General features: G+C 73.0%; 22 protein-coding genes and 1 pseudogene. 7 read left to right on the top strand and 16 right to left on the bottom strand.

The annotated features are described in order from the left end of the window. Positions 1 to 118: 118 nt before the first annotated feature. From ACZ4V6_RS21265 to ACZ4V6_RS21240, 6 genes are all read right to left on the bottom strand, one after another. Positions 119 to 700 (bottom strand): sugar kinase, encoded by a 582-nt coding sequence (locus ACZ4V6_RS21265; RefSeq protein WP_467829580.1) that lies wholly within the window; start codon positions 698 to 700, stop codon positions 119 to 121. Next, on the bottom strand, positions 697 to 1,845 hold the full coding sequence (locus tag ACZ4V6_RS21260; protein WP_467829577.1) for an ROK family glucokinase: 1,149 nt from the start codon (positions 1,843 to 1,845) through the stop codon (positions 697 to 699). The genes ACZ4V6_RS21265 and ACZ4V6_RS21260 overlap by 4 nt, the downstream gene beginning before the upstream one ends. 142 nt (positions 1,846 to 1,987) lie before the next feature. Continuing rightward, positions 1,988 to 2,779, bottom strand: coding sequence for an ATP-binding cassette domain-containing protein (locus ACZ4V6_RS21255; protein ID WP_467829574.1), 792 nt, complete (start codon positions 2,777 to 2,779; stop codon positions 1,988 to 1,990). After that, entirely contained in the window at positions 2,776 to 3,816 is a 1,041-nt protein-coding gene (locus ACZ4V6_RS21250) for an ABC transporter permease (RefSeq protein ID WP_467829572.1), read from the bottom strand. The genes ACZ4V6_RS21255 and ACZ4V6_RS21250 overlap by 4 nt, the downstream gene beginning before the upstream one ends. After that, positions 3,813 to 4,817: a sugar ABC transporter substrate-binding protein gene (locus ACZ4V6_RS21245; protein WP_467829569.1), complete on the bottom strand. Its 1,005-nt coding sequence runs from the start codon at positions 4,815 to 4,817 to the stop codon at positions 3,813 to 3,815. Before ACZ4V6_RS21245 ends, ACZ4V6_RS21250 begins: the two co-directional genes overlap by 4 nt. A 193-nt stretch (positions 4,818 to 5,010) precedes the next feature. Beyond that, positions 5,011 to 5,748, bottom strand: a complete 738-nt coding sequence (locus tag ACZ4V6_RS21240; protein WP_467829668.1) for a GntR family transcriptional regulator — start codon at positions 5,746 to 5,748, stop codon at positions 5,011 to 5,013. Between the two features lie 128 nt (positions 5,749 to 5,876). Here ACZ4V6_RS21240 and ACZ4V6_RS21235 point away from each other — a divergent pair, with 128 nt between their 5' ends. Continuing rightward, positions 5,877 to 6,899 carry a Gfo/Idh/MocA family protein gene (locus ACZ4V6_RS21235; RefSeq protein WP_467829666.1) on the top strand — a complete coding sequence of 341 codons (1,023 nt, stop codon included), beginning with the start codon at positions 5,877 to 5,879 and terminating at the stop codon, positions 6,897 to 6,899. 175 nt (positions 6,900 to 7,074) lie between these two features. Here the strand turns inward: ACZ4V6_RS21235 and ACZ4V6_RS21230 are convergent, their stop codons facing one another. The 3 genes and pseudogenes from ACZ4V6_RS21230 to ACZ4V6_RS21220 form a co-directional block, all read right to left on the bottom strand. Beyond that, positions 7,075 to 8,259: a cytochrome P450 family protein gene (locus tag ACZ4V6_RS21230; RefSeq protein WP_467829566.1), complete on the bottom strand. Its 1,185-nt coding sequence runs from the start codon at positions 8,257 to 8,259 to the stop codon at positions 7,075 to 7,077. A 54-nt stretch (positions 8,260 to 8,313) separates the two neighbouring features. Continuing rightward, entirely contained in the window at positions 8,314 to 8,994 is a 681-nt protein-coding gene (locus tag ACZ4V6_RS21225) for a response regulator transcription factor (RefSeq protein ID WP_467829564.1), read from the bottom strand. 103 nt (positions 8,995 to 9,097) lie between these two features. Continuing rightward, a pseudogene (locus tag ACZ4V6_RS21220) lies at positions 9,098 to 10,356 on the bottom strand (sensor histidine kinase). A 170-nt stretch (positions 10,357 to 10,526) separates the two neighbouring features. Between ACZ4V6_RS21220 and ACZ4V6_RS21215 the strand changes: the two are divergent. Next, a complete protein-coding gene (locus tag ACZ4V6_RS21215; RefSeq protein ID WP_467829561.1) occupies positions 10,527 to 10,727 on the top strand; it encodes a hypothetical protein in 201 nt (66 codons plus the stop codon). A 30-nt stretch (positions 10,728 to 10,757) separates the two neighbouring features. On the opposite strand, the gene ACZ4V6_RS21210 is transcribed toward ACZ4V6_RS21215, so the two are convergent. Next, positions 10,758 to 11,183 (bottom strand): ribonuclease domain-containing protein, encoded by a 426-nt coding sequence (locus ACZ4V6_RS21210; RefSeq protein WP_467829559.1) that lies wholly within the window; start codon positions 11,181 to 11,183, stop codon positions 10,758 to 10,760. A 143-nt stretch (positions 11,184 to 11,326) separates the two neighbouring features. Here ACZ4V6_RS21210 and ACZ4V6_RS21205 point away from each other — a divergent pair, with 143 nt between their 5' ends. Beyond that, entirely contained in the window at positions 11,327 to 12,091 is a 765-nt protein-coding gene (locus ACZ4V6_RS21205) for an SDR family oxidoreductase (protein WP_467829556.1), read from the top strand. Between the two features lie 137 nt (positions 12,092 to 12,228). Here the strand turns inward: ACZ4V6_RS21205 and alc are convergent, their stop codons facing one another. Together alc and allB are read right to left on the bottom strand one after the other, a co-directional pair. Continuing rightward, on the bottom strand, positions 12,229 to 13,359 hold the full coding sequence (alc, locus tag ACZ4V6_RS21200; protein ID WP_467829554.1) for an allantoicase: 1,131 nt from the start codon (positions 13,357 to 13,359) through the stop codon (positions 12,229 to 12,231). A gap of 61 nt (positions 13,360 to 13,420) precedes the next feature. Next, the gene (allB, locus tag ACZ4V6_RS21195; RefSeq protein WP_467829551.1) at positions 13,421 to 14,761 is read right to left on the bottom strand and encodes an allantoinase AllB; all 1,341 of its coding nucleotides are present in this window, start codon (positions 14,759 to 14,761) and stop codon (positions 13,421 to 13,423) included. Between the two features lie 303 nt (positions 14,762 to 15,064). On the opposite strand from allB, the gene allR reads away from it, so the two are divergent. Beyond that, positions 15,065 to 15,868, top strand: a complete 804-nt coding sequence (gene allR / locus ACZ4V6_RS21190) for an allantoin degradation transcriptional regulator AllR (RefSeq protein WP_467829548.1) — start codon at positions 15,065 to 15,067, stop codon at positions 15,866 to 15,868. 69 nt (positions 15,869 to 15,937) lie between these two features. Here allR and ACZ4V6_RS21185 read toward each other — a convergent pair whose 3' ends face one another. After that, complete coding sequence (locus tag ACZ4V6_RS21185) at positions 15,938 to 16,225, bottom strand: DUF5955 family protein (protein WP_467829545.1); 288 nt, start codon at positions 16,223 to 16,225, stop codon at positions 15,938 to 15,940. A 223-nt stretch (positions 16,226 to 16,448) separates the two neighbouring features. On the opposite strand from ACZ4V6_RS21185, the gene ACZ4V6_RS21180 reads away from it, so the two are divergent. Both ACZ4V6_RS21180 and aceB read left to right on the top strand, forming a co-directional pair. After that, on the top strand, positions 16,449 to 17,048 hold the full coding sequence (locus ACZ4V6_RS21180) for a nucleotidyltransferase family protein (protein WP_467829542.1): 600 nt from the start codon (positions 16,449 to 16,451) through the stop codon (positions 17,046 to 17,048). A 184-nt stretch (positions 17,049 to 17,232) separates the two neighbouring features. After that, on the top strand, positions 17,233 to 18,855 hold the full coding sequence (gene aceB / locus ACZ4V6_RS21175) for a malate synthase A (protein WP_467829540.1): 1,623 nt from the start codon (positions 17,233 to 17,235) through the stop codon (positions 18,853 to 18,855). A 116-nt stretch (positions 18,856 to 18,971) separates the two neighbouring features. Here aceB and ACZ4V6_RS21170 read toward each other — a convergent pair whose 3' ends face one another. The 3 genes from ACZ4V6_RS21170 to ACZ4V6_RS21160 all read right to left on the bottom strand — a co-directional run bounded on the left by ACZ4V6_RS21170 (position 18,972) and on the right by ACZ4V6_RS21160 (position 21,551). Continuing rightward, on the bottom strand, positions 18,972 to 19,883 hold the full coding sequence (locus ACZ4V6_RS21170; RefSeq protein WP_467829538.1) for a HipA family kinase: 912 nt from the start codon (positions 19,881 to 19,883) through the stop codon (positions 18,972 to 18,974). A 218-nt stretch (positions 19,884 to 20,101) separates the two neighbouring features. Next, entirely contained in the window at positions 20,102 to 21,298 is a 1,197-nt protein-coding gene (locus tag ACZ4V6_RS21165) for a hypothetical protein (protein ID WP_467829536.1), read from the bottom strand. A 106-nt stretch (positions 21,299 to 21,404) separates the two neighbouring features. Further along, positions 21,405 to 21,551 carry a hypothetical protein gene (locus tag ACZ4V6_RS21160; RefSeq protein ID WP_467829533.1) on the bottom strand — a complete coding sequence of 49 codons (147 nt, stop codon included), beginning with the start codon at positions 21,549 to 21,551 and terminating at the stop codon, positions 21,405 to 21,407. A gap of 207 nt (positions 21,552 to 21,758) precedes the next feature. Between ACZ4V6_RS21160 and ACZ4V6_RS21155 the strand changes: the two genes are divergently transcribed. Further along, positions 21,759 to 22,133: an ATP-binding protein gene (locus ACZ4V6_RS21155; protein WP_467829663.1), complete on the top strand. Its 375-nt coding sequence runs from the start codon at positions 21,759 to 21,761 to the stop codon at positions 22,131 to 22,133. Positions 22,134 to 22,274: the final 141 nt, after the last annotated feature.

Genomic DNA, 22,274 nt, shown 5'->3' with positions numbered 1-22,274 from the left:
CCTCCCGGATCGACCGTCCCCGACTCTACGGGCGGGGTCTGACAATCGGCCCCGGCGGGCTCCGGGACGGGGCCCGGGGCCCTGGGCCCCGGCCGGGAACGGGTGCGGAAGAGTGCGGTCAGGGGACCGTGCGCGCGACCACGTACACCATCGGACGGTCCGGATCGGCGAGGTTCACCAGGACGTCATGGGTGGGCGCCGGGTTCGCCTGCTCGTGGACGAGGCCCCACCACGGGCCGGGCCGGTCGAAGTTCCAGCCGGTGATCTCCTGGTCGCGGTCGCCGATGGCCTGCGCGTCGCGCTCCAGGTCGTCCCGGGAGACGCCCATGCCCGCCAGGAAGGCGTCCAGGCCGGCGCCGGTGGTCTCGAACTGGACGTAGAGGCGGCTGGTCTTCCAGTTGTTCGTCTCGTAGTAGGCGACCTCTTCGGACGGGACCGGGACGGGGACCTCGTAGAGGCGGCGCTGGAGCTTGGAGGGCCAGCCCTCGGTCAGGCCGGTCGCCGAGTACTTGGCCTCCTTGACCTTGCCGCTGTCGCGGCTCTGGTTGGCGGAGATCACCAGGTAGCCGGCCGGGACGCCGATGAGCAGGACGATGGTGAGCAGGGTGAGCGCCCGCCGGCGGATCATGTGCCGGCGGTCCTCCGCCGGGCGCGCCGGTTCCTCCGGGGCGCCGGCCCCGTCCGGGCGGGGGCCCGTCACGTCGGCTCCCCGGACGTACGGCGGGCCTCCGCGTACCGCTCGTAGCGCTCGTGGCGCTCCACCCGGCGCCGCTTGGCGCGCCGGAACCGGCGCGCGACCAGGCGGGCCAGGTCGGCGGCGCCCACCATGCCGGCCTCGGGGCCGAGCTGGGCGCGGACGATGCGGGCCTCCGGGCGGTAGCCGCGGCCGGTGAGCTGGCGCTTGAACGCGTCGCGCGCGGGGCCGATCAGCAGGTCGTCGGCCGCGCTCACGCCGCCGCCGACGACGAAGCAGGACGGGTCGAGCGCGGCGGCGAGGTTGGCGATGCCGACGCCGAGCCACTGGCCGATGTCCTGGAGCAGCTCGACGCACATGGCGTCGCCCTCCCGGGCCAGCTCGGTGATCATCGGGCCGTTGATGTCGGCGATGTTGCCCTTGACGTGCTCGATGACCCCGTACGCCACCGGGGAGTCCGCGGCGGCCAGCTCCCTGGCCTCCCTGACCAGGGCGTTCCCGGAGCTGTACTGCTCCCAGCAGCCGCGGTTGCCGCACGGGCAGCGGTGGCCGCCGGGCACGACCTGCATGTGCCCGAACTCGCCGGCGACGCCGTACTTGCCCCGCTTGACCTGGCCGTCCTCCAGGATCGCGCCGCCGATGCCGGTGCCGAGCGTGATCATGACGAGGTGGTCCTCGCCGCGGCCGGCGCCGAAGCGCCACTCGGCCCAGGCGGCGGTGTTGGCGTCGTTGTCCACCAGGACGGGGACCGCGAGGCGGCCGGCGATGCGGTCGCGCAGCGGTTCGTTGCGCCAGGACAGGTGGGGGGCGAACAGCACGCGGTTGCGGTCGGCGTCGACCCAGCCGGCCGCGCCGATGCCCACGGCGTGCACGTCGTGCCGGTCGGACAGGTCCAGGACCAGTTCGACGATGGTGTCCTCGACGACCTTGGGGCTCTTGGACTTGTCCGGGGTCTCCGTGCGGAGCTTCTCCAGGATGTTGCCGTCCGCGTCGACGACGCCCGCCATGACTTTCGTGCCGCCGATGTCGATGCCGACCGTCGGCACGCGGGGTGCCGTGAGATGCGAGCGGCGTTCCCGCGTGCCCACGGTGCGCAGGACCGGGGCGCGGCGGGAGCCGATGGGGGCGGTGAAGTCGCGGTAGGTGCTCATCGGGTGCGATTGTGCCGCACGCTCACGCTGGGAGCCGAATGCGACGGAGGGCGGGTGCAGCGGTTCGTCGCCGGGTGCGGGTGCGTCGTGGCTGGTCGCGCCCACGCGACGGGGGCGCACATCGGCACGGCTCCGCGCCCCTTCAGGGACGCTGCAGTTCGTGGCGCAGGTCATCGAGCTCGTTCCCGCCCGCCATCTGCCTCGTCAGCTCGTCCAGGGTGATGTCGTCGCGCTCGTGGCTGCCCACCATCGTGCCGCGCTTCAGGAGGACGAAACGGTCCCCCACCAGGTACGCGTGGTGCGGGTTGTGGGTGATGAGGACGACACCCAGGCCCTGGTCCCGTGCCGCCGCCACGTACTTCAGGACCACGCCCGACTGCTTGACGCCGAGGGCCGCCGTCGGCTCGTCGAGCACCAGGACCTTCGCGCCGAAGTGCACCGCGCGGGCGATGGCCACGCACTGGCGTTCACCGCCGGAGAGGGTGCCGATGGGCTGGTCGACGTCGCGCAGGTCGATGCCCATGCGCAGGAGTTCCGCGTGGGTGGTGCGGCGCATGTGGTCGACGTCCATGCGCTTGAAGGGGCCGACGCCCTTGCGCGGCTCGGAGCCGAGGAAGAAGTTCCGCCACACCGGCATGAGCGGGACGACGGCCAGGTCCTGGTAGACGGTGGCGATGCCGCGGTCCAGGGCCTCGCGGGGGGAGGAAAGACGGGTCTCCTCCCCGTCGAGGGCGAGCGTGCCGCCGTCGTGCTGGTGGAGACCCGCGATGATCTTGATCAGGGACGACTTGCCGGCGCCGTTGTCGCCCAGCACGCAGGTGATCTCACCGGCGTGGACGGCCAGCGAGACCCCCTCGAGGGCGCGGACGTTGCCGTAGTGCTTGCTGACGCCGGACAGCTCGACGAGCGGTGTGCGGCTTTCGGTCTGCGTCACTTGGTGGCCTCCGCGCGTTTGCGGACCCAGGCGTTGAGCAGGGTCGCGAGGAGCAGCATCGCTCCGAGGAAGAACTTGAACCAGTCGGGGTTCCACTCGGCGAAGACGATGCCCTTGCTGGTCATGCCGAAGATGAGGGCGCCGACCGCCGAGCCGACGGCGCTGCCGTAGCCGCCGGTGATCAGGCAGCCGCCGATGACGGCCGCGATGATGTAGATCAGTTCGTTGCCGACGCCCTCGCCGGACTGGACGACGTCGTACGAGAAGAGCAGGTGCTGGCCGGAGATCCAGGCGCCGAGCGCCACGCCCATGTAGAGGCCGATCCTGGTCCTGGTGACCGGGACGCCGACCGCGCGGGCCGCGTCCTTGTTGCCGCCGACCGCGAAGATCCAGTTGCCGGCGCGGGTGCGCAGCAGGATCCAGCTGGCGACGGCGACCAGGACGAGCCACCACAGGATGGTGATCTTGAAGCCGACGCCGCCGACGGTGATCGTGGACGCGAAGACGTCCCGCGCGGAGGGGAAGCCCTCCATGTCCTCGATCGACTTGGTGGAGACGGTGCCGTCGACGAGCTTGGTGAAGCCCAGGTTCATGCCGGTCAGCATCAGGAAGGTGCCCAGCGTGATGATGAAGCTGGGCAGCTTCGTGCGGGTGAGCATGAAGCCGTTGAAGGCGCCGATCGCCAGGGTGACCAGCAGGGAGACGCCGACGCCGACCCAGACGTTGGCGGTCATCTGGTAGCTGGACATCGACGACACGAGGGCCGACGAGGTGACCATGACGCCCGCGGACAGGTCGAACTCGCCGCCGATCATCAGCAGCGCCACGGGGACGGCCATGATGCCGATCGTGGAGGCGGCGTAGAGCACCGTGCTGAGGCTGGAGGCGCGCAGGAAGCTGTCGGCGAAGAACGCGAAGAAGACGAAGACCGCGATCGCGCCGACGACGGACCCGAGCTCGGGGCGGCCCAGCAGTTTCCGCAGCGCGGAGGTCCGCAGAATCCTTTCGTCCGCCTCTTTCGGCTGCGTGGCGCTCATCGGGTGCCCCGGTCCGTGTAGTCGGCCAGCGCCGCGGCGTCGTCCTTGGTGATGATCTGCGGCCCGGTCAGCACCGGCCGGCCGCCGCCGAGGACGTCGGCGTTGTACCTGTACAGCCACAGCAGGTCGACCGCCTCGTAGCCCTGGAGGTAGGGCTGCTGGTCGACGGCGAAGCCGAGGGTGCCGTCCTCCAGGCCGGCGGCCACCTTGGCGTTGAGGTCGAAGGTGTCGATCTCGGCCTTGCTGCCGGCGCCCTGCTTGGCCTTCACGGCCGTGTCGGCGTAGGGGGCGCCGAGGGTGACGACCGCGTCGACGGACTTGTCGGTCTGGAGCTTGGCCTCGATGGCGGACTGCACGTCCGGCATGCTCGTGCCGGTGACGTAGAGCCGCTGGACCTTGCCGTCGAAGGTCTTCTCGACGCCGTCGCAGCGCTGCTCGTGACCGACGTTGCCCTGCTCGTGCAGGACGCAGAGCGCCTGCTTGCGGCCCCGCGCGTTCAGCTCCTCGCCGACGGCCTCGCCGGCGATCGTCTCGTCCTGCCCGATGTGGGTGAGCGCGCCGAACTCCTTCGACTCCTGCGAGCCGGAGTTCACGGTGACCACCGGGATGCCCGCCTTCTTCGCGCGGGCGACGGCGGCCTTCATGGCGTCGGGCTTGGCGAGGGTGACGATGATGCCGTCGACCTTCTTGTCGACGGCCGCGTCCACGAGCTGCGCCTGCTGCTGCGCCTCGTCGTCGTGGGAGTACAGGAAGTTGATGTTGTCCTTCTTCGCGGCCTGGTCGGCGCCGCGCTGGACGATGTCCCAGAAGGTGTCGCCGTCGCCCGAGTGAGTGATCATCGCGAAGGTCCAGCGGGGGGTGTTCACCGCCGCCTTCCCCTGGGCCGCCGCGGCCTTGCGGGCGTCCTCGGCGCGCTTGCCGCCGGTGCTGCTGCAGCCGGCGAGCGACACCGACAGTGCCCCCGCCAGCGCGATGCCTACCCAGGTCCGAAACCGTGCCACGAGGCCGTGCCCTTCTTGCTGTGCCGTGCTGTGCGTGCCGGGGCGTCCGCACCCGGCCGGGTTCTGGAGACCCCAAACGCCCCATTGTCCGACACGGGCGCCGGTCACACCGCGCCGGGGAGCGGCGGCCGGTCACATTGTCCGGACATGGGACCGGTCCGCACGGCGGGGGCGGCCCCCCGGCCGGCGCGGGTCAGGGCCGTACGAGCAGCTGGAACTCGAAGGAGTAGCGGGACGGCCGGTAGGCGTGCGTGCCCAGTTCGACCGCGCGCCCCGTGTCGTCGAACGTCGTGCGCCGCATGGTGAGCAGCGGCGCGCCCTCCTCCTCGCCGAGCCGCTCGGCCTCGGCGGCGGTGGCGGCGCGGGCGCCGATGGACTGGCGGGCGCTGTGCAGGGTGATCCCGGCGGCGCGCATGAGCCGGTAGAGGCCGGTGGCCTCCAGCCGCCCGGTGTCCAGGTCGAGCAGGCCGGGCGGCAGGTGGTTGCACAGGTACGCCATCGGTTCCCCGTGCGCGAGGCGCAGCCGCTCGACTCGGCGCACGTCGCTGCCCTCGGCCACGCCGAGCGCGGCGGCGACCTCGGCCGTCGCCGGGACGACCGTGTCGACCAGGAGCTTCGTGGACGGGCGCTGCCCCGCCGCCTCCAGGTCGTCGTAGAGGCTGCTGAGTTCCAGCGGGCGCTTGACCTGGCTGTGCACCACCTGGGTGCCGACGCCCCGGCGCCGCACGAGCAGGCCCTTGTCGACCAGGGACTGGATGGCCTGGCGGACGGTGGGCCGGGACAGGCCGAGCCGCGCGGCGAGCTCGATCTCGTTCCCCAGCAGGCTCCCCGGTGTCAGCGTCCCGTGCTCGATCGCCGCCTCCAGCCGCTGCGACAGCTGGTGGTACAGCGGCACGGGGCTGCTGCGGTCCACGCTGAGGTCCAACGCCACGGTCGGGTGCGCTTCTGGTTTCGGCACGGTCCGAGCGTAGCCCGGTGCGTTATTGACGGGAAGTCGTGCGGTCCGGTTGTCCGGACATGCGCATTGACAGGGTGCGGGCCGTGACCCACTTTGATTCCATGCGCATCGGGGTCATCGGTACGGGTCGTATCGGCACGGTCCACGCCCACACGCTCAGCCGCCATCGCGACGTCGGGTCCCTGATCCTCACGGACGCGGACCTGGCGCGGGCGCAGGCCCTGGCCCAGCGGCTGGGCGAGACGGCGGTGCCCGGGGTGGACGAGATCTTCCGGTGGGGCGTGGACGCCGTGGTGATCACGACGGCGACGCCGGCCCACGCCGAACTGATCGGCCGGGCGGCGCGCTCGGGGCTGCCGGTGTTCTGCGAGAAGCCCATCGCGCCGGACATGGCCGGCACGCTGCAGGCGATCGCCGAGGTGGAGACCGCGGGGACGATTCTGCAGATGGGGTTCCAGCGCCGCTTCGACACGGGGTACACGGGGGCGCGGGAGGCGGTGCGCTCCGGGCGGCTGGGCCGGCTGCACACCGTGCGGGCGGTGACGAGCGAGCAGGCGCCGCCGCCCGCCGCGCACCTGGCGCAGTCCGGCGGGCTCTACCGGGACACGCTGATCCACGACTTCGACGCCCTGCGCTGGGTGACCGGCCGGGAGGTCGTCGACGTGTACGCCGCCGGGTCCGACGCCGGACCGCCGGTGTCCCGCGGGGCGGGCGACGTGGACACGGGCGCGGCGCTGCTGACGCTGGACGACGGCACGCTGGCCACGGTGACGGCGACGCGGCTGAACGGCGCGGGGTACGACGTGCGCATGGAGCTGGCCGGGGAGCTCGACCAGATCGTCGTCGGGCTGGACGACCGCACGCCCATCGCGTCCACCGAGCCGACCGGGCCACCGGCCGCGGACAAGCCCTGGACGGGCTTCGTGGAACGTTTCGGGCCCGCCTACGAGGCGGAGCTGGCAGCGTTCGTGGAGGTGGTGCGGGGCGAGCGGGCCAACCCGTGCGACGGCCGCGAGGCACTGCGGGCGCTGCGGATCGCCGAGGCGTGCGAGATCTCCCGGCGCGAGCGCAGGGCGGTGCGGCCGGCGGAGGCGCCGAGGGAGGCGGAGTCGGTGACGGACTGACCGGTCGTCCGCGGCACCGACGGGCGCCCGGTGCCGCCGAGCCGGGCCGGCGGGGTACCGGCGGGGATCCCACCCGGCGCCCTGTCCTGCCTGCGGGGCCGTGGGCGCCGCCGAAGCCCACCGGCGGGGCGCCGCCCGGCGTCTTTCCCGGCCGGCCCGCAGGAGGAGGCGTCGGCTACCAGCGCACCGGCAGGCTCCGCACTCCCCGCATCAACATCCCCGGCAGCCAGTCGCCGGGCGGGCCGTCGAGGGCGAGGCCGGGGGCGCGCTCGAGCAGGGTCCGGATCGCCGTGCGGGCCTCCAGCCGGGCCAGCGGGGCGCCCAGGCAGTAGTGGACACCGTGACCGAAGGCGAGGTGGCCGCGGGTGTCGCGGTGGACGTCGAAGCGGTCAGGGTCGGGATAGCGGTCCGGGTCGCGGTCGGCCGCGGTGAGGCCGACCATCACCGTGTCGCCGCGGGCGATGGGGGTGCCGCCGATCTCCAGCGGTTCGGCGGCGTACCGGAACGTCGCGTTCTCCACCGGGCCTTCCCAGCGCAGCGCCTCCTCCACCGCGCCGTCGACCAGGCTCGGGTCGGCGCGCACGGCGGCGAGCTGGTCGGGATGGGTGAGCAGGGCGAGGACACCCGTGGTGATGAGGTTGACCGTGGTCTCGTGGCCCGCGATCAGCAGCACGAAGGCCATGCCGCGCAGTTCCTCCGGGGAGAGCCGGTCGCCGTCCTCGGCGGTGGTGCGGATCAGGTCGCTCAGCAGGTCGTCGCCCGGTGCGGTGCCCCGTTTGTCCTCGATCAGGTCGGTCAGGTAGGCGGCGAGCCGGACGAACGCGTCGTACTCGCTCTCCTGGCTGGTCGGCGCGACCGCCTCCGTGGAGATCTTCCGGAACTCGCCGCGGTCCATCTCGGGAACGCCGAGCAGCTCGCAGATCACGGTGATCGGCAGCGGGTAGGCGAGGGACTCCACGAGGTCGGCGCGGCCCTCGGGCAGCATGGCGTCGAGGAGGTCGTCCGTGATCCGGTGGATGCGGGGCCGCAGCTCCTCCACCCGGCGCATGGTGAAGGCACGCGCGACGAGCGAGCGCAGTCGGGAGTGCTGCGGCGGGTCGGTGACCAGCAGGTACTTCCCGATCAGCTCCTCGTCGAGGAAGGTCAGGCCGAGCCCGCCGGGGTCCTTGGCCAGGCGCGGGTCCGCCAGCGCGGCACGGGCCTCCTCGTGGCCGACCACGAGCCAGGTCGCGTACTGCGGATCCGACGACGGCGGGCGGACCCGGTGCACGGGCCCCGACGCGCGCAGGCGCGCGTACACCGGGTGCGGGTCGCGCCGGAAGCCGTCGCCGAACTCCCCCAGGTCGATCACGTCCGTCATGCCGCTCCCCCTCGCACCGGATCTCCTCACCCCGACAACGCGTGCGCCTCCCGGCTAGTGCCCGTCGTCCTGGTGTTCGTCCAGGAGACCCGCGTCGTACACCAGCAACGCGATCTGCACCCGGTTGCCGAGGTCCAGCTTGGCCAGGATGCGGGAGACGTGGGTCTTGACGGTGGCGACGCTCATGTAGAGCTCCGCCGCGACGGCGGCGTTGGCCAGACCCCGTCCGACGGCGACGGCGACCTCGCGTTCGCGGTCGTTGAGGGCGGCGATGCGCGCACGCGCACGCGTGCCCCTGGTGTCGGCGGCGCTGCCGGCCGCGTGCTCCATCAGCCGCCGGGTGACAGCGGGCGACAGGACCGGATCTCCGGCGGCGACCCTGCGCACCGCGTCGAGGATCTCGGCGGGCGGGGTGTCCTTGAGGACGAATCCGGCGGCGCCGGCGCGCAGGGCCCGCAGCACCTGCTCATCGGCGTGGAACGTGGTGAGCACCACGACCTGCGGGGCGTCCGCGCGGCCGCGCAGCCGTTCGGTGGCCGTCAGGCCGTCCACCACCGGCATGCGGATGTCCATGAGGACGACGTCCGGGCGGGTGCGGTCGACGAGCGCCTCGACCTCGGCGCCGTCGGCGGCCTCGCCGACGATCTCGACGTCGTCGGCGCCGCCCAGCATGAAGGACAGTCCGGCCCGTACGAGCGGATCGTCGTCGACGAGGAGCAGCCTGATCGCGGTCATGGGCCTACGCAATCACGTCGGCCCGGGCGGGCGCACGCCGGCACCGGCCCGGGACGGCCTCGGTGGTGACGGATCGTCAGTCGTGTCGGTGGCGGGGCGGAGTTCACCCCCACGGCAGCCTCGCCCGCACCTCGAAGCCCCCGTCGGCCGTGGGGCCGTGCTCCAGCGTGCCGCCCGCCAGCGTGGCGCGCTCGGTCAGTCCGATCAGGCCCTGTCCGGAGCCCGGTACGCCGGGCGCGTCCCCCTCGGGCGGGCCGTTGCGCACGGACACGGTGAGGCCGTCGCCCGGCGCCCCGGTGACGCAGACGGTGACCTCGGTGCCGGGGGCGTGCTTGCGGGCGTTGGTCAGGGCCTCCTGGGCGACGCGGTAGGCGGTGCGTCCGACGGAGGCGGGGACCGAGGCGGGGTCGGTGACGTGACCGACGCGGGTCACCTTCATGCCGGCCCGGCGGGACTCGGCGACCAGCGCGTCCAGTGCCGCGAGGGTCGGCTGGGGGCGGGCCGCGTCGTCGGAGTCGCCGGCCCGCAGGACGCCGATGATCTCCCGCAGGTCCTGCAGTGCCTCGTGGGCGCCTCCCGGATGACGCCGGCGGCCCGCGCCACCTCCTCGCGGGACGCGTCGGGCCGGAACTCCAGGGCGCCCGCGTGCACGCTCAGCAGCGTCAGCCGGTGGGCGAGGACGTCGTGCATCTCCCGGGCGATGGCCTCCCGGGCGAGCCGCTGCGCCTGTTCCGCCCGCAGTTCCGCCTCCGTCTCCGCGCGTCTGGCCCGGTCGCGCAGGCTGAGCAGGAGCTGGCGCTTGGAGCGGGCGAGCATGCCCCAGCCGGCCGCCGTCACCGCCAGCAGGGCGCCGAGGAGGACCACGCCGACGTAGGGCAGCTGGGGGTCGGGGCGCAGCCGGTAGAGAAGGGGCTGCACCAGGATGTTGGCTCCGGTGAGCCAGGCGGTGTACCGGAAGGGCCGGTGCACGGCCACGGTGAAGAGGGCGACGAGGGCGGCACCGCTGGAGGTGAGCGAGAGGAGCCCGGCCGGTACCAGCGCCACCGCGAGCCCGACCGGCCACCGGCGTCTGCACCACACGGCCGCGCAGGCCAGGGCTCCGATCAGCTGGTCGGCGACCCCCCAGCCGGGCGGAAGAGCCGGCTCCTGGTCCAGCGTGTCCACGCTCAGCAGACCGATCAGGACGGCGAGCAGGAAGCAGACGAAGTCGACGAGCCAGTCGCGCGCGGTGCGCCGGAACCGGCGTTCGGCCTCCTCGGTGTCCGGGTCCAGTTGGTCGGCCAGCGCCGACGGCAGCAGCCAACGCCGCGCGGGGAACGCCGGGGCGGTCCGCACCGGCCTGTCTTCGTTCACGGTCGGCAAATCTATGCGGTGCCGGGTGCCGTCGTCCGGGTGCGCGGCGGATCGGCGACCGAAGTCGCGGGGTCGTAGACCTTCGGCGTACCGGGCGGCGGGCGGCGGGGACTTCGGTCGGGAATGCCTCGCCCCGCGGCCGATGCGGGTGGGGGGTCCGCGGGGCGAGAGTCGGGGGCATGAAGAAGCTTTTGGAGTTCGTCGGATTCCTCGCCCTGGTGCAGGGCGTGGCCGGCCTGGTGCACCGATTCGCCCACTGGAACTGGGGGTTCGTGCACCGGATCGGCTTCCTCGAGGGGTACGAGGTCTACGCGAGCGTCGCGCTGATCATGCTGGCGCTCGCGCTGTTCGCCGCCGCCGAGCACCACGGACCGGGGTGAGCGGGGAGCCCGGACTCCGCGGCGCCGCCCTCAGCAGCCGTGGTCGCCGAGGCCGAACGACGCGTGGTGGTCGGCCGTGCAGTGGTCCTCCCGGCTCTGCTCACCGGTGACGACGCGGCGGGCGCCGCGGGTGCCGGAGCCCGGGGTGATCACCGTGTACTCGTGGTGGTGGCCGGTGGTCCGGCTGGGCAGGACGCCCTCCCGGCTCCGGAAGACGGTCCCGTCCTGCTCGTACGGGTGGGGGCCGCCCCGCTCGATCAGGTCGAGCGTGTCGTGTGCCCGGGAGGGCAGGTCGCCGTAGCAGATGCCGCCGACCGCGGCGGTGGCGGCGCCCACGGTGGTGGCGGAGACGGACCCGTCCGCGAGGAGGGCGCAGAGGGCTGCGGCTGCGGCGCCGGTCCGGCGGCGCGCGGGGAAATCGCGTGCCCTCCTGATGACGCGCATAGGTGATGACATGTCAATGACAAGACCGTGGAGCTTCCCTGGACGTCCCATGCGTTTCCGGCGAGTTCCCATCATCACCGGCACCTCGGCCGCCGGGTCAGGGCGATGTCCGTTCGCCGCCAGCGTGGACACGCGGGGGCCGCTGGGATGGACCCATGAACACGAACACGAACTCACTCGTTCCCTCCCCTCTGACCGGCCGGACGGCCCTCGTGACCGGCGGCAGCCGCGGCATCGGCGCGGCCACCGCGCTGCGCCTGGCGCGGGAGGGCGCGGACGTCGCCCTCACCTACGTGAACGGCAAGGACGCGGCCGAGGACGTCGTACGGGCCGTGGAGGCGCTGGGGCGCCGGGCGGTGGCCCTGCGGGCGGACTCCGCCGACGCCCAGGAGGCGGCGGGGGCGGTCGAGCGGGCGGCACAGGCGCTCGGGGGCGGCATCGACGTGCTGGTCAACAACGTGGGCCTGGGGCTGCTCGGACCGCTGGAGAGCCTGTCGCTCGCCGACGTCGACCGCCTGCTGGCCGTGAACGTCCGCGGCGTCTTCCTGGCCTCCCAGGCGGCCGCGGCCCGCATGCCGGAGGGCGGCCGGATCATCACGATCGGCACCTGCATGACCCAGCGGGTGCCGGGGCCCGGCGGCACGCTGTACGCCATGAGCAAGGCGGCCCTCGTCGGCCTGACCAAGGCCCTGGCACGGGAGCTCGGCCCGCGCGGGATCACGGCGAACATCGTCCACCCGGGGCCGATCGACACGGACATGAACCCGGCGGACGGCCCCTACGCGGACGGGCAGGCCGCCATGACGGCGCTGGGCCGTTTCGGCACGGCGGACGAGGTGGCGTCGACCGTGGCGTACCTGGCCGCCGCCTCCTACGTCACCGGCGCGGAGTTCGCGGTGGACGGCGGCCACGCGGCGTAGGGGCCGCGGTGCCGGCCGCGGCCAGCACGCTGCCGTCGACCACGCGCGCGGGGCGCACCGGTGCTGTCCTGCCGGTGCGCCCCGCGGGTACTCGGGGACCGGCCGTTCCCCCTCGCCGGGGCCGGCCGGTCCGTGCGTCAGCCGCCCAGTTCCTGGTGGCGGGCGGCCAGGTGGGCCGCGCCGTCCTCGGTCAGGGAGCCGAACAGGCGCAGGCGGGAGATGCCGCCGTCGGGGAAGATGTCCACGCGCGCGTGGGTGCCGACGGCCGCCTCGGGCAGGACGAAGCGGTGGTTGGTGTCGGGCTGCATCCGGGTCCGCGGCAGCACCTCGCGCCACTCGCCGTCCTCGCCGTCCTTCACCGACACCGACGCCCAGCCCGCCGAGTTGCCCTTCAGGTACGCCGTGTCGATCTCGACCGCGCGGATCCGGGAGCGGTCGACCAGCCGGTAGCTGATCCAGTCGTTGCCCCGGTCGCGGCGGCGGCGGGTCTCCCAGCCGTCGTCCATCTTGCGGGAACGGCCCGGCTGGATGGTGTTGGTGGCCGGCGAGTAGAAGAGGTTGGAGGCGTCCTCGACCTGGCCGCCGTTCTCCAGCGCGACCACGTCGAAGGTGCCGAGCGCCGCGAGCCACTCGGGGTCCGGGACGACCTCGCCGTACACGCGCAGGCGGGCGATGCCGCCGTCGGGGTGCTGCTTGAGGCGCAGGTGGGTGAAGCGCTGCTCGGCCGAGACGGCGAAGCCGTTGGCGGCGTGGCCGCCGACCGCCGTGCGCGGGACGAGGGTCGTCCACTTCACGTCGTCCGCGAGCAGTTCCTCCGGCGACGGGGAGCCGGCGACCGAGGTGCCCTCGACGGAGACGGCCTGCGGGTAGTTGCCGCGGAAGTGGGCGGTGTCGACGACGATGCCGCGGATCACGCCGGGCGCGCCGAGGCGGATCAGCGCCCAGTCGTGGTCGTCCTCGGTGGGCCAGGGGTGCTCGGCGCAGTCGCCGCGGCGGCGGCGGGTCTCCCAGCCGTCCATGACCTTGCCCTTGTGCCCGAAGTGCTCGGGGTCGAACTCGGCGCGCTCGGGCACCAGCAGGTTCTCGCGCTGGGCGAAGAACTCGTCGTTGGCGGCGACGACACCCGCGCCGAGCTGCCGGTCGGCAAGGTTGGCGTACTGGGTGAAGGGGAGGTCGGCGGTGCGGTAGTCCGCGTACGGGTCGCCGCCTCCGTAGGGGTTCGCGTCTCCGGTGAAGCTGGCCAACGAGGTGTTCTGCTGGGCCGTCACGGTGATCAGGAGTTCCTTTCGGGGTCGTTCGGGTGTGTGTCGGGGCGGGTCCGGACGTGTGTCACGGGGTCCGGGTGAGGAGCTGTCCCTTCGGGTCGGTGAACGCGCCGTCCGCCACGATGCGCTCTCCGCGCAGCCAGGTGGACTTCACGACGCCGTACAGGGTCTTGCCCGCGTACGCGGTGACGCGGTTGCGGTGCTGGAGGCCGGCCGGGTCGACGGTGAAGGTCTCGTCGGGGGCGAGGACGGCGAAGTCGGCGTCGTGGCCCGGCGCGATGGCGCCCTTGCGGGCCTGGAGCCCGACGAGCCGGGAGGTGTTCGCCGACATCCAGCGGACGATGTCCTCCAGGCCGTGGCCGCGCTCGCGGGCCGCGGTCCACATGGCCGCCAGGCTCAGCTGGAGACCGGCGATGCCGCCCCAGGCGGTGGCGAAGTCGTCGGTCTTCAGGTCGGCGGTGGACGGCGAGTGGTCGGTGACCACGCAGTCGATGGTGCCGTCGGCGAGCGCCTGCCACAGCAGGTCCTGGTTGGCCGCCTCGCGGATGGGCGGGCAGCACTTGAACTCGCTCGCGCCGTCCGGGACTTCCTCGGCGGTGAGCGTGAGGTAGTGCGGGCAGGTCTCCACGGTGAGGCGGACGCCCTCGGCGCGGGCCTCGGCGATCAGCGGCAGGGCGTCGCTGGAGGACAGGTGGAGCACGTGCACGCGGGCGTTGAACCGCTTCGCCTGCTCGATGAGGGCGGCGATGGCGGTGTCCTCGGCGTCGCGGGGACGGCTGGCGAGGAAGTCGGCGTACCTGGGACCGCCCTGCTGCGGGGCGGCGGCCAGGTGGTGCGGGTCCTCGGCGTGCACGATCAGCAGGCCGTCGAAGGCGGCGATCTCGGCGAGGGACCGGGCGAGCTGCTCCTGGTCGAGGTGCGGGAACTCGTCCACGCCCGACGGCGACAGGAACGCCTTGAAGCCGAAGACGCCGGCCTCGTGCAGCGGGCGCAGGTCCTTGACGTTGTCGGGCAGGGCGCCGCCCCAGAAGCCGACGTCGATGTGCGCCTTGTCGGCGGCGACCTGCTGCTTGACGCGCAGGTTCTCGACCGTGGTGGTGGGCGGGAGGGAGTTGAGCGGCATGTCGACGAGGGTGGTGATGCCGCCGGCCGCCGCGGCGCGGGTGGCGGTCCAGAAGCCCTCCCACTCGGTGCGCCCGGGGTCGTTGACGTGCACGTGGGTGTCGACCAGACCGGGCAGGACGACGTGGTCGCCGACGTCCTCGAGGCGGGCGCCCTCCGGGACGGGCGCGTCGTACGGGAGTACGTCCGTGATCGTGCCGCCGCTCACCGCGACGGACGCGGCGCGTATGCCCTCGGGAGTGATGACGCGCGTCGAGCGCAGCACCAGTTCAGCCTGGGACACCCGAACCCCTCTCTCTGCAGTCGTTCCGCCGCCGGTCCACCGGCGGCCCGCCGGTTCACATCCGGGAAACGGGATCTCTCACCACGTAACGGACTTCAACGTTCTGTTGAAGGAGTCTTCACTTCCCGTTCCACGTCGTCAAGAGGCACCCTTCGTCCAGGCACGACCGACGACTCCGCTCTGGACGTTTCCACAAAGCGGAATTAGAATTCCGACAGACAGAACGTAGCTATGTACAAGCGGGGAGTCAACCGGCCGCCGGGTAGGCTTCTGCCCTCCCGCCAGCCCCGAAAGGAACGTGCCGTGCCGACGTCCAGCGCCAGCACCACCGACTCCGCCAGGTCCGCCCCAGGTGGCGTCCAGTCCCTGGAACGCGCCTTCGACCTGCTCGAACGGATGGCGGACGCGGGCGGCGAGGTCGGTCTGAGCGAGCTGTCCGCGAGCAGCGGGCTGCCGCTGCCCACCATCCACCGCCTGATGCGCACCCTCGTGGCCTGCGGATACGTACGCCAGCAGTCCAACCGGCGCTACGCGCTCGGCCCGCGCCTGATCCGGCTCGGCGAGTCCGCGTCCCGCCTGCTGGGCACCTGGGCGCGCCCGCACCTGGCCCGGCTGGTCGAGGAGACCGGCGAGACGGCGAACATGGCACTGCTCGACGGGGACGAGATCGTCTACGTCGCACAGGTGCCGTCCAAGCACTCGATGCGCATGTTCACCGAGGTCGGACGGCGTGTCCTGCCGCACTCGACGGGCGTCGGCAAGGCCCTGCTCGCCGGCTTCCCCGCGGAGGAGGTGCGGGCCCTGCTGAACCGCACCGGCATGCCGGCCGCGACGGAGAAGACGATCACCACCCCGGACGGGTTCATCGCGGCGCTGGAGGAGGTGCGGCGCCAGGGGTACGCGATCGACGACAACGAGCAGGAGATCGGGGTGCGCTGCCTGGCCGTCTCCGTGCCTAACTCCCCCACCGCCGCCGCCATCTCCATCTCGGGCCCGGCGGGCCGCGTGACCGAGGCCGCGACCGACAGGATGGTGCCGCTGCTGCAGCAGGTGGCGGCCGAGCTCTCGGAAGCGCTGCTGGCCTCGAACGGCAACCCGGCCGCCTGAGCCGCGCCGCAGACGTCCGGCCCCCGGCGGGGACACCGCCGGGGGTCGCTTCCGTCGTGCGCCGGCGTCTCAGCGCCGCGGCGGTTCCCCGAACAGCTCGACGGCGTGGCGGACGTCCGCCAGTCCTGGCGACAGGGCGCTGACGGAGCCGATCGCACCGGCGATCAGCAACAGGGAGCGGCGCAGCCTCGGCGCCTCCGGGACCCCGTGGTCCGCCATCGCGGCCAGGCCGGCCAGTTCGTCCTCGGCGATCACCCGGTCCGGGAAGTCCGCGGGCAGCAGGGCGAGCTGGCGGCGCAGCCGGGACACCGTGGTCCGCAGCGCCGCCACCCTCACGTCCTCGTCACCGACGGTCACGTGCCTCTGCCCCAAGCTCCGCGACACAGTCCCTCCCCCTCGCACCCCGTCGTGCGCCCCTCCGCGGTGAACGTGCCGGGCCCCGGGACGCCGTCCGGGCGCCGGGGACGCGGGCCAGTAAACGCCACCCGGCGCCGGACGCGCCACCGCGAGGGCCGAAATTCAGTCCCCCGGGAAGGGGCGCGTGCCCGCCGGGCGACGCGCGGTCGGGTATGCAGGACCCATGACGGACAACGAGGACCGGGTGGCCGGGGTGCTTCTCGCCGCGGGAGGCGGACGACGGCTCGGCGGCCGGCCCAAGGCTCTGCTGGAACACCGCGGGCGCCCGCTCGTCGAGCACGCGGTCGAGGTGCTGCGCGCGGCCGGCTGCGCCCGCGTGCACGTCGTCCTGGGGGCGCGGGCCCGGGAGGTGCGCGCACGGGCGGCGCTCGCGGGATGCGTCCTGGTGGACAACCCCGAGTGGGAGCGGGGCATGGGCACCTCGCTGCGCGCCGGACTCGCCTCGCTGTCCGGTACGGGGGCGCGGGCGGCGCTGGTCTCGCTGGTGGACCAGCCCGGCATCGGCGCGGAGGCGACGGCGCGGGTGCGCGCCGGGTACCGGGACGAGACGTCGCTCGTCGCGGCCGCGTACGCGGGCGTGCGGGGGCACCCCGTCCTCCTCGGCGCGGCCCACTGGGCGGGCGTCACGGCGACCGCGACCGGCGACCGGGGGGCACGCGCCTACCTGAGGGAGCACGAGGCGGAGATCGCGCTCGTCGAGTGCGGGGACGTGGCGCGGCCGTACGACATCGACACCGAGACCGACCTGCGCCACCTTGAGTGAGGGGCGTGGCACTGGGCGCCACTGTTCCTCGACTCAGAGAATCTCGACATCAACAAACCATTGAAGTTCCACGATGAGGAAACTACTATCCACTGACCAGAAGCACCCCACCGCACAGAGGGTGCGCTATGCCCCATACGTGCCCGTTGGCACCCGGTGCCACCGCTGAAGGAAGTGACAGCTCATGTCCGCACCAGCGCCGTCCACGCTGGCCATCGTCGACGCCGAGCCCCTGCCCCGGCAGGAGGAGGTCCTCACCGATGCGGCGCTCGCCTTCGTGGCCGAGCTGCACCGGCGGTTCACGCCCCGGCGTGACGAGCTCCTCGCCCGCCGTGCGGAGCGCCGCGCCGAGATCGCCCGCACCTCCACGCTCGACTTCCTCCCGGAGACCGCCGCGATCCGCGCGGACGACTCCTGGAAGGTGGCCCCCGCTCCGGCCGCGCTGAACGACCGCCGCGTCGAGATCACCGGCCCGACCGACCGCAAGATGACCATCAACGCCCTCAACTCGGGCGCGAAGGTCTGGCTCGCGGACTTCGAGGACGCCTCCGCCCCGACCTGGGAGAACGTCGTCCTCGGCCAGCTCAACCTGACCGCGGCCTACACCCGCACCATCGACTTCACCGACGAGCGCACCGGCAAGTCGTACGCCCTGCGCCCGAACGAGGAGCTGGCGACGGTCGTCATGCGCCCGCGCGGCTGGCACCTCGACGAGCGCCACCTCCAGGTCGACGGCCGCCCCGTCCCCGGCGCCCTGGTCGACTTCGGCCTGTACTTCTTCCACAACGCCCAGCGCCTGCTGGACCTCGGCAAGGGCCCGTACTTCTACCTCCCGAAGACGGAGTCCCACCTGGAGGCCCGCCTCTGGAACGAGATCTTCGTCTTCGCGCAGGACTACGTCGGCATCCCGCAGGGCACCGTCCGCGCCACCGTCCTGATCGAGACGATCACGGCCGCGTACGAGATGGAGGAGATCCTCTACGAGCTGCGCGACCACGCCTCCGGGCTGAACGCCGGCCGCTGGGACTACCTGTTCTCCATCGTCAAGAACTTCCGTGACGGCGGCGAGAAGTTCGTGCTCCCGGACCGCAACGCGGTCACGATGACCGCCCCGTTCATGCGGGCGTACACCGAACTCCTCGTGCGCACCTGCCACAAGCGCGGCGCGCACGCGATCGGCGGCATGGCGGCGTTCATCCCGTCCCGCAAGGACCCCGAGGTCAACAAGGTGGCCTTCGAGAAGGTCCGCGCCGACAAGGACCGCGAGGCCGGCGACGGCTTCGACGGCTCCTGGGTCGCCCACCCCGACCTGGTCCCGATCGCCATGGAGTCCTTCGACAAGGTCCTCGGCGACAAGCCGAACCAGAAGGACCGCCTGCGCGAGGACGTCGACGTCAGGGCCGAGGACCTCATCGCGATCGACTCCCTGGACGCCAAGCCGACGTACGCGGGCCTGGTCAACGCCGTCCAGGTCGGCATCCGCTACATCGAGGCCTGGCTGCGCGGCCTGGGCGCCGTCGCCATCTTCAACCTGATGGAGGACGCGGCCACCGCCGAGATCTCCCGCTCGCAGATCTGGCAGTGGATCAACGCGGAGGTCGTCCTCGACAATGGCGAGCAGGTCACCGCCGAGCTGGCCCGCAAGGTCGCCGCCGAGGAACTGGCGAACATCCGCGCCGAGATCGGCGACGAGGCGTTCGCGGCCGGCAACTGGCAGCAGGCGCACGACCTGCTGCTGACGGTCTCCCTCGACGAGGACTACGCCGACTTCCTGACGCTGCCGGCCTACGAGCAGCTCAAGGGCTGATCCCCGGCCCGGCGCCCACCACATGCCCGTGCCCCCGGTACCGCACAGCACCGGGGGCACGGGCACGTCCGCTTCGGCGCCGCCCCGGTGCGCGGCGTCACCTCCGGCGCACGGCGTCACTCCAGGTGCACGGACCAGTCCTGCTGGGCGGCCGGCTTGCCGTGCAGGTCGGGGACCTGCTTGAGCCAGTCGGGGCGGCCCCGCCGGGTGCGCGCCGCGCGCCGTTCCTCCTCGGCCGCCAGCTCCTCCCGGCTGGGGAAGTCGGTCGGCAGCCACTGGGCGGACGCCTTCACGCGCGCGCAGAGGTAGTCCGCGTACGCCGCCCGCACCTCGTCCGGGCCCGCGAAGCCGGGCTCCCCCGCCAGCCAGGCGTCCGGCACCTCGGCGGTGACCGCGCGCAGCAACTCGTCGGTGACCTTCGGCGCCAGTTCGGCGTCGGCGGCCCGGACGTCGGGGGCGCTGTGGCCGAGGGCGTGGTGGCGGAAGTCGTACGCCTTCTCGGGCGCGGACGTGTCCCAGCGGTGGTGGAAGACCAGCGCGGCGCCGTGGTCGACGATCCACAGGCGCGGGGGCACGGCGCCGAAGGTGGGCCACACCATGAGGTTGGAGCTGTGCACCGTCCGGTCGACGTTCACGGTGAGGGCGTCCAGCCAGACGATCCGCCCGGCCTCCACCGGGTCCACCGGGAACCTCTTCGCGACCTCGGGCGTGAAGTCGGCGGCGCCCGGCAGGTAGTCCATGCCGAGGTTGACCCCCGCGCTGGCGTTCAGCAGGTCCCGCACCTCCTGGTGCGGCTCCCCCGCGCCGACGGCCGGGTCGAAGTCGACGAGCACCAGCTCGGGCACGCGCAGTCCCAGCGCCGCCGCCAGCCGCCCGACGATCACCTCGGCGACCAGTGCCTTGCGCCCCTGCGCGGAGCCGGTGAACTTCACGACGTACGTGCCCAGGTCATCGGCCTCGACGACGCCGGGGACGGAGCCGCCGGTGTGCAGGGGTTCGACGTAGCGGGTGGCGGTGACCTGTCTCATGGAGCGAGCATAGTGACCGGGCACGACAGCGGGAGAGGAAGGCCCGGCCGTCGCGCCGGCGTCACCGCCGCCTCCTCCGCCTCCGGCACGGACGAGGGCCTTCGCCCGGCCCCGTCGGGGTGGGGCGCCGTCGCCCTCGCCCCCGCCTTCCGCTGATCGTCCCGGCACGCGGGCGGCGCCGGGCGGACCGGAGGGGAAGACGCGCCGGCTCCGCTCTCCTACGGTCGACGGCCTCGGGTGATGAGCCACGTTCCGCCGACGATCAGCAACGCGAACAATGCCAGGCCCGCGCCCTGTGCGGCCAGCAGCCACAGCCGGTCGGCCAGCGGGAGGTCGCCGGTCAGGGTGACCTGGAGGGAGCCGACGGCGAAGGCGATCGCCGCGGTGAAGACGGCGACGACCTCGACGGCGCGCACCGAGGAGGTGTGCAGAGAGCGTTCCAGCTGGGTGTTGGCCTCCGCCTGCTGTTCCCATCGCCGCTGGTGCTCCGCGTCCCGTGCGGCTCTCAGCCGTTCCTCCTGGATGGCGTCCCGCTTGGTCAGGTACTGGTCCTGGAGAACGCCGAGGCTGGCCGTGGGGCTCGCCGCGAGCAGGGTGAGAGCGGTGTCGATGCTCTCCAGCGCCTCGTCGTGGCGGCCGCACATGTGCAGCCCCGCGGCCAGTCGGGCGTGGAACATGTGGTCGTCCGGATACGCCTGCACCGCCTCCTCCGCGTGGCGGCGGAGCAGTTCGCCCTGCTCGGGGAAGGGGACGGCGGACGCCAGCCCGTTGAGGCAGATGTCCACGGCGTGGCGGGTCCGTCCGGGCGAGGACCAGGCCCGGTTCAGGAGGTCGACGGCGTAGGCGACGGTCAGTGCCCGGCTGCCGAACGCGGCGAACGACCGGAGCGCCAGCAGCACGGGCTCCTCGCGGAGGGAGCCGGCCGACGAGGACCAGGGCGAAGAGGTCAGGAAGGCGTGCAACTCGTCGAAGCAGAAGTTCGCCCGCAGCTTGCCCGCGTGGAAGAGGACGAGGAAGAACGCGACGCGCTCCGCTTCGGGGCCGGCACCCGCCTCTCCCACGGCCTCCGCGATCCGGTCCACCGACTCCACGCTTCCCCGGTTGAGGAACCCGTTGCCGAGACCCCACTGCTCGGCGACGGCGCCCCAGGCCCCGTCCTGTACGTGGTCCGACATCCACCGTGCGCACTCGAGGGCCGTACGCGCCGTCGGCCGCTCCAGGAACCGCCGGCGCCAGTAGCGGTCGACGGACATGAAGCAGGGATCGAGGCGGAGGTCGGCGGAACCCACCTCGAAGGAGGGCGGGGCCCCGGCCGCCAGCAGCTGCGCCGCCACCTCGTCACAGATACGGTCGCGCGTCCTGGCGTCAGCTGTACGCGCCTCTTCCAGCAGTGCCGTGACGGTAGCCGTGTCCATGCGTCTCCTCGTCCTCAGCGATCCCGCCCCCGGTGACGAAGATCGACCCGAACATACAGGTGCCGAGGGAGAGTTGACGATCGGCGGCCGTCTTGCGGCGGTGGCGCTACTCCTCCTCGGCGGTGCGCCCGCGACGCTTGTTCCACGGGACGTGGACGGCGAGCAGGTCGCCCACCGAGCCGACCACGTCGTACGCGAGCAGGCCCACGCCCTTCAGTGCGCGCACGACCGCCGAAGCCGCAGCCTCTTCCATGTCCGATCCCCTCATGTCCGCCCTGTGACCTGCTGTGATCACGAAGACGGGTTCTGCCGCCGCTCGGTTGCCCGCGGCCCTGTTTCTGCACACGGGCGGCGTCGGGCGGCCCGGAGGGGGCAGACGCACTGCAGCGGACGAGTCAGGGAGGCTTGAGTGGAAGACGATTCCTCGCTTCGGGCGGTGGGCTGGGCGCGGTCGCTGCCGATGGACACCGGTCCCAAGGAGGCGCGTGACTGGGCCCTGCACCACCTGCGGTCCCTGCCGTGGACCGACGGTGCCCCCCAGACGGTGGACGACGTCCTGCTGACCGTCTCGGAGCTGGTCACCAACGCCCATGTGCACGCCCACTCCCACGCCCAGCTGGTGATGACCTGGGACGGGAGGTGCCTGCACGTCGCCGTTCACGACGCCTCCACCACGTTGCCCACCCAGCGTGCCGCGAGCACCGACCAGCCCGGGGGACGGGGCATGATCCTGGTCGACGCCCTCACCGACAGCTGGGAGGCCCGCCCCTGCCCGCACGGCAAGACGGTCATCGCCTGTTTCCACCCGCCGACCGCGGCACAGGAGCCCCGCTGAGGCCCGCGTGACGTGCGGGGACCTCACGGGCCGCGGATCCGGAAGGGGCGCCCGGGCCGTGCCGAGCAGGCCGTCGGCGGCCCTCGGGGCCGGCCCGCCGTCGGGCGGGCCGGCCCCGAGGGGGTGACGACGAGGCCCTTG

Source organism: Streptomyces sp. NPDC029152, from assembly GCF_055564355.1.
The sequence above is the reverse complement of the archived record's forward strand: the minus strand, read 5'-3'. Positions and strand labels throughout refer to the sequence as shown.